Annotated in this window: 12 protein-coding genes and 1 pseudogene; 1 reads left to right on the top strand and 12 read right to left on the bottom strand. The window is 65.7% G+C overall.

Going from position 1 to position 11,050, the window contains the following annotated elements; genetic code table 11:
• Positions 1–261, top strand: a pseudogene (locus AC062T_RS09890) (sugar phosphate isomerase/epimerase and 4-hydroxyphenylpyruvate domain-containing protein); the annotation flags it as partial.
• Positions 262–355: 94 nt separating this feature from the next.
• Here AC062T_RS09890 and AC062T_RS09885 read toward each other — a convergent pair.
• From AC062T_RS09885 to AC062T_RS09830, 12 genes are all read right to left on the bottom strand, one after another.
• The gene (locus AC062T_RS09885; protein ID WP_476029591.1) at positions 356–1,195 is read right to left on the bottom strand and encodes a substrate-binding periplasmic protein; all 840 of its coding nucleotides are present in this window, start codon (positions 1,193–1,195) and stop codon (positions 356–358) included.
• Between the two features lie 55 nt (positions 1,196–1,250).
• The gene (locus AC062T_RS09880; RefSeq protein ID WP_476029589.1) at positions 1,251–1,907 is read right to left on the bottom strand and encodes an amino acid ABC transporter permease; all 657 of its coding nucleotides are present in this window, start codon (positions 1,905–1,907) and stop codon (positions 1,251–1,253) included.
• A 3-nt stretch (positions 1,908–1,910) separates the two neighbouring features.
• Positions 1,911–2,549 carry an amino acid ABC transporter permease gene (locus AC062T_RS09875; protein WP_476029588.1) on the bottom strand — a complete coding sequence of 213 codons (639 nt, stop codon included), beginning with the start codon at positions 2,547–2,549 and terminating at the stop codon, positions 1,911–1,913.
• A complete protein-coding gene (locus tag AC062T_RS09870) occupies positions 2,549–3,319 on the bottom strand; it encodes an amino acid ABC transporter ATP-binding protein (protein WP_476029587.1) in 771 nt (256 codons plus the stop codon). Before AC062T_RS09870 ends, AC062T_RS09875 begins: the two co-directional genes overlap by 1 nt.
• Position 3,320: 1 nt before the next feature.
• Positions 3,321–4,511, bottom strand: coding sequence for an aminotransferase class III-fold pyridoxal phosphate-dependent enzyme (locus AC062T_RS09865; RefSeq protein ID WP_476029585.1), 1,191 nt, complete (start codon positions 4,509–4,511; stop codon positions 3,321–3,323).
• On the bottom strand, positions 4,508–6,046 hold the full coding sequence (locus tag AC062T_RS09860; RefSeq protein ID WP_476029583.1) for an aldehyde dehydrogenase family protein: 1,539 nt from the start codon (positions 6,044–6,046) through the stop codon (positions 4,508–4,510). Before AC062T_RS09860 ends, AC062T_RS09865 begins: the two co-directional genes overlap by 4 nt.
• Before the next feature lie 56 nt (positions 6,047–6,102).
• Positions 6,103–7,260, bottom strand: coding sequence for an NAD(P)/FAD-dependent oxidoreductase (locus AC062T_RS09855; protein ID WP_476029581.1), 1,158 nt, complete (start codon positions 7,258–7,260; stop codon positions 6,103–6,105).
• A 271-nt stretch (positions 7,261–7,531) separates the two neighbouring features.
• Entirely contained in the window at positions 7,532–8,239 is a 708-nt protein-coding gene (locus tag AC062T_RS09850; protein WP_476029579.1) for a cache domain-containing protein, read from the bottom strand.
• Positions 8,236–9,051, bottom strand: a complete 816-nt coding sequence (locus AC062T_RS09845; protein WP_476029577.1) for a FadR/GntR family transcriptional regulator — start codon at positions 9,049–9,051, stop codon at positions 8,236–8,238. The genes AC062T_RS09850 and AC062T_RS09845 overlap by 4 nt, the downstream gene beginning before the upstream one ends.
• Positions 9,052–9,074: 23 nt before the next feature.
• Positions 9,075–9,746 carry a YoaK family protein gene (locus tag AC062T_RS09840; RefSeq protein WP_476029575.1) on the bottom strand — a complete coding sequence of 224 codons (672 nt, stop codon included), beginning with the start codon at positions 9,744–9,746 and terminating at the stop codon, positions 9,075–9,077.
• Between the two features lie 13 nt (positions 9,747–9,759).
• Complete coding sequence (locus AC062T_RS09835; RefSeq protein WP_476029593.1) at positions 9,760–10,146, bottom strand: DUF1304 domain-containing protein; 387 nt, start codon at positions 10,144–10,146, stop codon at positions 9,760–9,762.
• Positions 10,147–10,282: 136 nt separating this feature from the next.
• Positions 10,283–11,050, bottom strand: a 768-nt coding sequence (locus AC062T_RS09830) for an SDR family oxidoreductase (protein WP_476029573.1), incomplete at its 5' end; no start/stop codon positions are given.

Here is an 11,050-nt window from a genome sequence, read left to right as displayed (position 1 = left end):
GGGCTCACCTTCTTGCCGATCCCCCGCAACTACTACGACGATCTCTCGGCCCGGTTCGACCTCGACGAAGGATTTCTTGCCACGCTGCAGGAGCTGGATCTCTTTTACGATCGGGATGCAGATGGCGAGTTCATCCACTTTTACACGCCGACGGTGGGCGGCGTATTCCTCGAAATCGTTGAGCGCCGCGGCGGCTATGACGGCTACGGTGCCGTGAACGCGCCCGTGCGGCTCGCCGCGCAGCGAGCCACGGCTCACTAACGCGCTCGGTCTTGGGCCGCCGTAACCGGCACCCCCTGAACCAAAAAAAATCGGGCCCCCGCATTGCGGGGGCCCGATTTGTGCTTAGCGAACGCTAGATCAGACGCGAGTCTCCAACCTCGGCGGCCGAGGCCGGGAGGCCATAGGCGGCGAGGATCTTGACCAGACGGCCGTCTTCACGCATCTCGGCCGCGAGGACGTTGAAGGCGTCAGACAGCGCCGTGTTGGCGGGGGCGAAGAGCACAGCAGTCTGCGACGGCACGTTGGTCGAGTCGACGCGAGCGTCTTCCTTGAGGACCTCGATCACGTAGTCCTCGCCCTGGGTGGCGATCGTCGCGGCTCCATAGCCGTCGAGCGCAGCATCCAGGCGGCCGGCCTTGAGGTCCTGGGCCAGGCTCAGCGAGTCGGGGTAGACGCGCGTCTCGGTGCCGGGCAGGTTCTTGAGGTCGTCGACCCAGAGGTATCCCTCAACGGTCCCGATGGTCTTGCCGAGCAGCTCGTCAACCGTGGAGTAGCCCTCCTCGGAGTAGACACTCAGCTCGTCCAGGTAGAGCGGGTCGCTCAGCGTGACAACCTCAGCGCGAGCTTCGGTGCGGTAGAAACCGCCGAGCGAAACGTCGACGCGAGCCTGCTCGGTCGCCGGGATGGCGGTCGCGTAGGTGTACGGCGCGAACTCGATGCTCAGGCACTCCTCCGCGGCAAACTCGGTCATCATGTCGCTGTCGATGCCAGAGATGGCGCCGTCGGCCTCGAACGAGTACGGCGGAGTGTTGGTGAGCGCAACCGTGAGCACACCCTCCTTCACCGTCTCGACCCCTGTGCGGGGCTCGCAGTCATCAGCGACGGTTGATTCCGACGCGGCTGAGCATCCAGTAAGCAGCAGTGCAGACACAACGGCGACGCCGCCGATGCCCGTGAGAGAACGCTTGTTCATTTCGACTCCTTGTTGTGTGGATATTTCGGGTTGTGATTGGTGACGCTGGGTGGGGCTAACTCAGGTGGCGGCTGAGTCGCTTCTCGAAGTTCTCGACGAGCCAGCCCCCTGGCACGGTGATCACGAGGTACATGAGCCCCGCGAGAGTGAGCACTTCGAGGTAGTGGAAGGTGGATGCACCCACCGAGTAGGCCTGGCTCAGCAGCTCGGGCAGACCCAGCGTGAAAGCGAGGGAGCTGACCTGGAGGATGAGAATGGCGAACCCCATGAGAGTGGGAAGCGCGATGCGGAAGCCCTGTGGGATCACGATGAAGCGCATAACGTCGAGCCGCTTGATGCCGAGGGCATCGGCCGCCTCGATCTCACCGTCGGGCACGGCGCGAAGGCCGGCCCGGATGATCTCACTCGTGTAGGCGGAGGTCGTGAGCGAGAGGGCGACAACGGTGGCCATAAACGAGTCGAGCACGATGTTGAACTCGGGCAGACCGAAATAGACCATCTGCAACATCACGATCGCGGGCATTCCGCGCCCCACCTCGATAAAGATCATCGTGAGGATGCGAACGATGCGGCTCTTGACCGACGAGAGCAGGGCGAGCCCAAGCCCGAGCGGGATGCCGACCAGCAGGCTGAGCGCCGTGACCTGCACGCTCACCCAGAGCCCGGAGAGCAAACGCGGGGACCATTCGAGCCAATCTGAAAGCAGTTCCATGGCCTAGCCCCTCCTTCCGAAGCTGAGTTTCTTTTCGAGCCAGCGAGACAGCGCAGCGAGCGGGCTGCCGATGGCGATGTAGACGGCGCCGGCGATCACGAAGGGCAGAAGCCCCTCCCCTGTGCTGCGCGCCGCCTGATTGGTGACGAACATGATTTCGACAACGCCGATGGTCGAGACGATCGACGAGTCCTTGAGCAGGCTGATCAGCCACGTCACCATGCCGGGAATCGCCACGCGAAAGGCCTGCGGCCCGATGACATTGGCGAAGATGGTCGCGCGCCCGAGCCCGAGGGCGGAGGAGGCCTCAAACTGCCCGGCGGGCACCGCCAGCAGACCGCCCCGGTAGATCTCAGCCAGGTGACCGGCCGAAATCAGCGCGAGTCCCATGATCGAGGCGAACACGGGGTCCCAGCGGATCACCGACGAGCCCACTCCAAAGAACAGGATGAAGATGAATACGACGGGCGGGATGCCGCGCAGAATGTCGATCACGCCCTTGCTGAGCACGCGAACGATGGCATACGGCGCCCGCCTGCCCGCTGCGAGCGGGAGGGCGAGAACTGCGCCGACTGCGAAGCTGACCAGGGTCACAAAAAGCGTGACCGGAACGGCGGCAAGGATCTTGAGAAACAGATCCATCAGCGGTCCGTAATGGCCGAGAGAAACTTTCTCGCGCGCTCGGTCGTGGGGTTGGCGAGCAGCTCGCGCGGCTCCCCCTCCTCGATGATCGCGCCATCCGCCATCACGATGAGGCGGTCGGCCACATCGGCGGCGAAGTGAATCTCGTGGGTGACCACGATCATTGTCATGCCGATGTCGGCGAGCTGGCGCATGACGGCCAGCACCTCGAGCCCCAGCTCGGGGTCGAGCGCCGATGTCGGCTCGTCGAAGAGCATGATCTGCGGGTCAAGAGCAAGTGCGCGCGCAATCGCGACGCGCTGCTGCTGACCGCCGGAGCACTTCTGCGGGTAGGCATCCATCTTGGCGCCGAGGCCAACGCGCTCGAGCAGCTCGCGGGAGCGAGCGTCGGCCTCAGCCCGGCTGCGGCCGAGCACCCGCTCCTGCGGGAACGAAACGTTGCGCAGAACACTCATGTGCGGGAACAGGTTGAACGACTGAAACACCATGCCGACCTTGCGGCGCAGGTCGAGCAGGTCTGCGGCCGAAACGCGGCCCGCGAAGTCGATGTTGCTGCCCAGCACCTCGAGGGTTCCTGAGTCGGGAACCTCCAACTGGTTGATGCAGCGCAGAAGCGTGCTCTTGCCCGAGCCACTCGGGCCGATGATCGCGACGACCTCGCCCTTCTTGACGTCGAGCGACACGTCACCGACGGCGGTGTGATCGCCGTAGGTCTTGTGGATGTGCTCGAGCCGCAGGATGGGCGCAGCCTCGTTTGTGTGGTCCGTCATGTCAGTTCCTTCCTCGCAGCGCGTGCACGGCGTCAACGCAGGCGCGTTCGATTGCCTCGAGATCGTCGGCCGACATCGCCGTCGACAGGGCAAGCAGTCCATTGGTGCCGAGCATTACTCCGCGCTCGTACGCAGCCCACCAGAGCTCGCCGAGGTCGAGCGGTTCGCGCAGTCTCGTCAGAGACCCGCTTCCGCTCACGGCGACACCCGCCTCGGTGAGGGCGTTTCGCAGGGCATCCCCGCGGTCATTCAGGTCGGCAACCGCCTGGTCGTCAAACAACTCCATGGCGATTCGGCCGGCCGTCATCGTGATGGGGTTGGCGCTGAACGTGCCTCCCCAGCCTACGGTGCCGGTGCCCAGAGGATCGAAGACGGCGAGCACATCGGCGCGGCCGCCGACACCGCCAACCGCGAATCCCCCGCCGATGATCTTGCCCACGGTGATGAGGTCGGGTTCGACACCATAGGCGCCCGAGAGTCCGTTCGTTGCCATGCGCAGCGTGATGACCTCGTCGACGATCATGAGGGCGTCGACGAGGCGGGTGGCCTCCCGAACATGGTCAACGAATGCAGCATCGGCGGGTACGAGACCTGCGCGGTTGGGCATCAGGTCGATGAGCACGGCGGCGAGGTCGCTGCCGTGTTCTGCCATCGCCCGATCGAATGCCTCGCGGTCACCCTGGGGTACCTCGATGACGTCCGATCGCACTCCGCCGGGGATTCCGGGGGCCGTGCGGCTGACGACGGCATCGGATGTTCCGTGATAGCTGCCCTCGAAGCGAATGAGCTTGTCGCGGCCCGTGAATGCTCTCGCCGCCCGAACGGCCGTCATGACGGCCTCGGTGCCCGAGTTGGAGAAGCGCCACGTTGAGTGCCCCGTGCGCTTAGCAAGAAGCTCGGCGAGGCCGATCTCACTCTCGGTCGGCAGACCGAACGCGGTGCCCCTGCCGATCAGGCCGGTGACGGCCTCGGTGATCTCCGGAACTGCATGGCCGTGGATGAGCGCCGTGTAGTTGTTGTTGCAGTCGATCACCCTGTGACCGAGCTGATCGGTGACGATGCTGCCGGCGCCCTGAACCGCGTAGGGCGGCGCGGGGGGAACGAACAGCGTTGAGCGGGTGTTGCCCCGCGTCATCACTCGGGTGGCGCGGGAGGGAAGCGGGTGTTCGAGGTAGGCCTCGCGCGCGATCATCCGTTGCTCACAATGGTTCGGTTCTGCTCGCGCATGAAGCCGGGGAGGTAGTGGAGGCCGAGGCCACCCTTGCCTGACGTGCCCGAGCGCTTCCAGCCGCAGAACGACTGCACGCCGGGCCATGCACCCGTCGTCGCGCCGTCGGCACGGTTGGAGTAGAGAACTCCCGCCTCGATCTCGTCGTAGAACTGCTCGATCTCCTCATCGACCTGCGAGAAGACACCGGCCGAGAGGCCGTAGTCGACGGCATTCGCTTCGGCGAGAGCCTCGTCCATTCCGTTGACCTTGATGACGGTGAGGAACGGGCCGAAGAGCTCGTCCTTGGTGAGCGCGTGGCCGAGGGGCAGGTCGCTGACCACGATGGGTGCGAAGAAGTTGCCGTCACGGTCGAGGCGACCGCCCGTAACGATGGTGCCGTGCTCCGCCGCCGTCGCAAGCGCAGCATCGAGGCGGGCTCCAATGGCGTCGTCGATGACGGGTCCGAGGTTCGTTGCACGATCCATCGGGTCGCCCACGACGAGCTGCTCTGCGCGCTCCTTGATCTTGGCGATCAGTTCATCGGCCACCGACTCGTCCACGATTACCCTGCGGCAGGCGCTGCACTTCTGGCCCGAGAGACCGAATGCCGAACGCACGATGCCAGCCGCGGCGTCATCGAGGTTGGCGCTGGCCGCCACGATGGCCGGGTTCTGGCCGCCCATTTCTGCGAGAACCGGGCGCTGGAACCCACGGGGTCCCGCCATCTCGAAGAGCTGCCATCCCACCTGGGCCGAGCCCGTGAACGCGATGCCGTCGACGTCGCCCTCGGCGAGCATCCGTCCGACCTCTGCTCCGCCGTGAATCACGTTGATGACGCCGGCGGGCAGGTGGCGGGCAAAGATGTCGCCGATCGCGGCGGTCGACCGCGGGGTCTTATCGCTCGGCTTGAGCACGACGGTGTTGCCGGTGACGAGGGCTCCGACCATCATTCCCACGGTGAGGGCCACGGGAAAGTTGAAGGGAGCGATCACGGCGAAGGCGCCGTAGGGCACGAGGATGTCGAGGTTCTGCTCGCGCTCGGTCGACTTCTGCTGGGCCGCGTAGCCGTTGTTCTTCTCGAAGAGCTCGCAGTAGTGCGAGATCATGTCGAGCACTTCTTGCGCTTCGCCATACGCCTCAAGGCGGGTCTTGCCCGTCTCCGCCGACAGGATCGCGGCAATGCGGGTCAGCTCGAACTCAACATCGGTGCGCGCCGCGAGCAGCATGGCGTTGCGTTCGCGAAAGTCGCGCTTGCGCCACGCCTTGGCCTGACCACGGGCCGCGGTGATCGCTGCCGTTACCTGCTCGGGCGTCGCCGCATACGCTGCGCCGACACGAGTGCTGCCCTCGACGGGGTCGATGCGCTCGATCACCGTCTCGGAGACGTGCTGCTCTCCGCCAATCAGGTTCGATTCGATGGGCGATTCTTCTGACCGGATGCTGACAAGCGCGGCCTCGTAGGCGAGGTCGAGGGCTTCATCGCCCAGGCTCGTTGACGCGTAGTTGACGGATGCCATGGTGGTGCTCCTTCTGAATAGCGGGGGTCTATCGAGTTGCGGGTCGGGTGTGACGACTAGTGCTTGTTGGCGAAGCGGCCAAGGCTCCAGTCGGTTCCTGCGAAGGTTGTCGTCTCACCGGTGGCCGCGAGTTCAGCGGCGATGCGGCCCATCGCGGGGGCGAGCTGTATGCCTGACCCGCCAGCACCCATGACGTGCACGATGTTCGTGGCGTCGGGGTGGAGGCTCACGATCGGCTTGTTGTCGGGCGAGATCGCGTAGAGACCGGTCCAGGTGCGGCCGAGCGACATTCCCTGGGGCTCGCGCAGGCGCATCGGCAGCAGCTCGCGAACACGGTCGATGAACTCCTGCGGCGCTGCGCCCAGGGCGGCCTCGGGGTCGCGCTCTTCTTGGATGCTCTCGTCGGTGTGGATTCCGACGAAGATCTCGTTGGGGGTCTCTGACCGAAAGTAGATGCCGTCGAGCCCGGAGCCGGGAACGTAGTCCATGACGAACGGGATCAGCGGGTCGATGGTCTCTTCGTGGTGAATCTTGACCTTGGGGCGCAGCTGGTTGTTCTGGGGAACGGGGGTCCCGAACAGGTCGGCTACCTTGCGAGCCCACGGCCCAGCCGCGTTGACGACGACGTCGGCGACGAACGTGCCGTTGTTGGTCTCGATCGACCAGCTTTCGTCGGCACCCTGGGTTGCCGATACGACGGTGATGCCGTTCTGCACAGAAACGCCCTTGGCCGTGAGTACCGCGGCGGCACGCAGCACGTACTCATAGCTGTCCACGTGCCCGTCCGACGGGCCGAAGACGGCTCCGGCGCGGTCGTCCGTGATGAGGCGCGGCCAGCGCTGCTCGATCTCGCGGGGGGTCATGATGATGGGGTCGGTGATGCCGAACTCACGCTGGATGTCGATGCTCTGCTGAAAGATCTCGAGGTCAGCGTCGGTGGCGCCGTAACGCAGGTAGCCGGAGCGGGCCAGGAGGATGCCGTAGTCGGCGGCGAAGCGCTCGTAGTACCGCAGGCCGAAATCCCGCACGTGAATGCCTGAGCGGTCGAGGTACTGGGTCTCGATGACGCCGGCTGATTTGCTCGACGAACCAAATCCCGGGCCGAACTGCTCGAGGACCGTGACGTCGGTGAACCCCATCTCCGCAAGCTCAAGTGCGGTGGTCAGTCCGGCAACGCCGGCGCCGATGATGACGATTCTGCGGTCAGTGCTCACGTGGTTCTCTCCCTGCGTGCTTCAACGATCTGGTCGCTCAGGAGTGATGGCATCTGTGCGACCGCTCCGGGCTGGTGCCCGGTGGTGGAACACTACAGTACTATCGCTTTTAGCGAGGCCCGGCCGTTTTCCGCATTGTTTACGTGGCTGAAACATCACAGCGACGCGGCAGCCAGGGCCATATGATGGCGCCCAAAAGCAGGCATTCTGGGCAGAAAAAAGGGGGGCAGCACACGTCGTGCGCTACGCCCGCGGGCTGTGGAGCGGGCTCTTAGAACCGCTCGAGCCTCAAGAGCTGCCAGCCGTGCGTGTGCAGCGGCACCCTCTCGGCGACCCGGTACCCCGACTTGGTGAGGAACGGCTCCACCCGCAGTCCGGGGCTGAGCATCGGGTAATTAGAGGCGACGGCTCGGTCCTCGGCGTCGGCCAACACCAGATCGCCGTGCGGCCTGAGGATTCGCGCGAGCTGCCCGGTAACCACCGCGACATCGAGATCTGCCGCCGCGACGCCGATGAACTGCCCCTCATCGTCGACGATCGCCATCGATGGGGTGAGCGCATGATCATCGGTGCCCCACGCATCGATGAACGGGCCGACAATCGCCAGGCCTTCGCTGTCGCGCGCGGCACGGAACCACTCCGACCGCCCGTAGTCGTAATAGGTATCGGATTCGGGGTTATAGACGTGCATCTTGGGGGCCAGCACGCCTCCATCTGCTCGCCACCACAGCATGCCAGAGGCGTCCCCCGCTGTCTCATCGGCGACCCACACCACGCCGACTCCCACGATCTCGGGGTGCACTGGCGTGATGGCATCGGCGCACACCGGTTCGAGCGCGCTCGACATCGCGGCTAGGTGCTGGGGGCCCAGGCTGCCCGATCCCCGCAGCGCCACCACACGCCCGGCGAGATCGCTGAGCACCTGGCGCACGAACGCGACCGGTTCGTCGAACTCGTTGACGATGTCATCACCAATCATGGGCGGCCTCCTGTTTCTGCCGTGACAGCACTCACGCTGCCGGTTTCTGGGCCAGCCACACCGCCCTCGCGCTCGCGGAGCGCGTGGTGAAGGTGGGTGATGCCCTCGCCGAGAAAATCATTGAGCCTGGTGGCCGCCGCATGGGCCTGCTCGGTCTCTCGCGCGGCACCCGCCTCGACGAGCTGCCGCGCGAGCACAGACGTGCCGGCGCGCGCGCCGCGGTCGCGGAACACGAGCATCGCATGAGGCGAGAACTCGATCTGCATCGTTATCGAGGCCTTGCTGATGCGGCTCGAGCGGGAACTCGCGGCGAGCTCGATGAGAAAACGCGAGTTCGCTCGCCGAGCCGAGATCGGGTCCTCTGCATCTCGAAGGCGGCTCGCCGTGGCTTCGAGAGTCTGGATGTCGTGGGCAGAGGCGCGCTCGGTCGCGAGAATCGCGGCCTGGCCGGTGAGAGCCGCCTGCCAGTCAAGAAGGTCACGCAGTTCGATGGGGCTCAGCTGCGCAAGCGAGCTTTCGAAGAACCGCATATTCGATTCGTGGGGGGCGATCACGAAGGTGCCGCCCGAACGGCCACGGGTCGTGCGCACAAGGCCCTCTTCTCGCACCACCTTGAGGGCGTCGCGCAGGGTCACGGGCGAGATCGACAGCTGCGCCGCGAGGTCAATCTCGCTCGGGAGCTGCTCGCCATTGGCATAGATGCCCAGGGTGATCGCCGAGCGGATGCGACTCACGACCGTCTCGGTGCGGCCGGGCTCGTCGAGCGGCGCAAAGAGAACTCTGCGCGTGAGGGTGGTCAGCGAGTCAGCCATAGCCCGTTCACTTTAGCGCGCGGCTAGGCAGACACCGCCGGGCGCGCTGAGCCCCCGATCACCGCCACCGCTGCGGTAATGACCGCCGCAGCGACCACTGCCCACTCCGAACCAATGCGCAGAAGCAGCGCGCCTGCGCACGCCCCCGCCGCCATGCATCCGATCGCCATCGCCCTGCGCCCCCACCGCTGGCGCTTATTGGCGCCGAGCTTCGACTCGAACGCGAGACCCACGAGCGTCGAAGTGATGACGACAGTGGAGACATCGGCGATGCCGAGATGCCGAGCGATGCCGGCCTGTGCCCCCATGGCGGCGCTGAGCAAAACAATGGCAGTGAACAACGCGACGGGCGCTTCGCGCGAGGCGGCTGCGGCGGGCAGTGCCGCGCTCGCGTGGGCAGCAGCCGCCACGAGAAGCACCGCCGTAACCCGACGGTTCCAACCAGACGGAGCCTGCCGCATCGCGGTGCCCGCGACAGTCGCGCCCCCGGCGAACGCGGCCAGGGCAATGAGCGGGCCAGCCACCGGCAGATCGTCCGCCCCGGCAATACCCATCCCCAAGATGAGAACGTTGCCGGTCATGTTGCCCACGAACACCCGATCGAGCGTGAGATAACCGACAGCATCCACGACCCCCGTGGAAAACGTGAGCGCAAGCAAAAGGGCCAGGTGCAGTCGTTCGCTGCGAACAACCATGGCCCGGCCGGTGCTACACGGCGAGACCGACGGCCAGAGCGATTACACCCAGCAGCGGGATGACCCCCTGAATAAGCGCCGCCCTGGCCTTGTCGGGGCTCGACAGGATGAGAACCGCGCTCGCCGCCACCATCGAGCCCGCCCCGGTGAAGACGAGGGTTGCCCCCACGACCGGATGGCCGAGCGCGTAGAGCACAATGCCGAGGCCAACGGCGATTGCGAGAAAGAGGTTGTAGAACCCCTGATTGAACGCGAGGGACTTAGTGGTTTCGGCCTCCGACGGGCTCATCCCAAAGGTCGCCCTGGCTCGGGCCCCCGTCCACGCGAGCGACTCGAGATAGAAGATGAACACGTGGATGAGCGCCGCGATTGCGGTGAGCACGAGTCCGGCAACGATCATGATCGCGCCCATCCGAGGGGAGGATTCTTCACAGTGCGAACACTAGCCCCGGCACCCCGGCTCTGCCACCGCCCGGCCGGCGAGGCTAGCCGGTGCCCGGGGCTAGTCGCCGCTTGGCGCTAGTCGCTGCCCTGCGCTAGTCGTTCCACGACCAAACGTCGTCGCCGCGCAGCGTGGCATCCGCCCCGCCGTCAACATAGATCGTCTGCCCAGCCATGTGCGTGTTCTCGGGGCTCGTGAGCCAGATGAGCGCGTGGGCGATCGACTCCGGCGGCTGGTGCGAGTTGAGCGGCATCGGCACGTGCTTGTCGACCATCGCCGCGCCCTCGGGGGTTGCCAAGAGCTCGGCGGTCATCGGGGTGATCACGGTGCCGGGTGCTACCGCGTTGAGGGGGATACCAGAGCCGGCCCAGTCGCTCGAAACGGCGGCGCGACGAACCCAGCGAGAGAGTGCCCGCTTCGACGACGGGTAGTTGAGGTACCCCATCTGCGGGCCCTCTGCGGCGAGCGCATCTCCAAGGGCGAGCGCAGCAGCCTCGTCACCTCTGAGGGCGGCGGCGACGAGTTCTGGCGAGTTCTGCTGCAGCGATGCCATGGAGGAGACCACGGCTGCGCGGGGCGATTCGGATGCCCGCAGCGCCGGCAGCAACTGCGTCAGCAGCTCGGTCACACCGAAATAGTTGATGGCCATGGTCTTGGAGATCGGCGCAGAGATTCCGGCGCAGGCGATCACGGCGTCGATGACTCCTCCGGCACGTTCGATCGCCTGGGTCGCTGCTGCCGTGCGGCCCTCAGTGGTTGAAAGATCTGCGACGACCTCGGCATCCTTCAGATCGATGCCGATGACCTTCTCTCCGCGGGAGCGCAGGATGCTCGCGGTGGCTGCGCCGATGCCCGACGCCGA

Source organism: Homoserinimonas sp., from assembly GCF_056262345.1.
The sequence above is the reverse complement of the archived record's forward strand: the minus strand, read 5'-3'. Positions and strand labels throughout refer to the sequence as shown.

Coding starts and splice junctions, on each gene's coding strand:
- AC062T_RS09885 (WP_476029591.1), bottom strand. CDS start 1,195: ATGAACAAGCGTTCTCTCACGGGCATCGGCGGCGTCGCCGTTGTGTCT.
- AC062T_RS09880 (WP_476029589.1), bottom strand. CDS start 1,907: ATGGAACTGCTTTCAGATTGGCTCGAATGGTCCCCGCGTTTGCTCTCC.
- AC062T_RS09875 (WP_476029588.1), bottom strand. CDS start 2,549: ATGGATCTGTTTCTCAAGATCCTTGCCGCCGTTCCGGTCACGCTTTTT.
- AC062T_RS09870 (WP_476029587.1), bottom strand. CDS start 3,319: ATGACGGACCACACAAACGAGGCTGCGCCCATCCTGCGGCTCGAGCAC.
- AC062T_RS09865 (WP_476029585.1), bottom strand. CDS start 4,511: ATGATCGCGCGCGAGGCCTACCTCGAACACCCGCTTCCCTCCCGCGCC.
- AC062T_RS09860 (WP_476029583.1), bottom strand. CDS start 6,046: ATGGCATCCGTCAACTACGCGTCAACGAGCCTGGGCGATGAAGCCCTC.
- AC062T_RS09850 (WP_476029579.1), bottom strand. CDS start 8,239: ATGATTGGTGATGACATCGTCAACGAGTTCGACGAACCGGTCGCGTTC.
- AC062T_RS09845 (WP_476029577.1), bottom strand. CDS start 9,051: ATGGCTGACTCGCTGACCACCCTCACGCGCAGAGTTCTCTTTGCGCCG.
- AC062T_RS09840 (WP_476029575.1), bottom strand. CDS start 9,746: ATGGTTGTTCGCAGCGAACGACTGCACCTGGCCCTTTTGCTTGCGCTC.
- AC062T_RS09835 (WP_476029593.1), bottom strand. CDS start 10,146: ATGATCGTTGCCGGACTCGTGCTCACCGCAATCGCGGCGCTCATCCAC.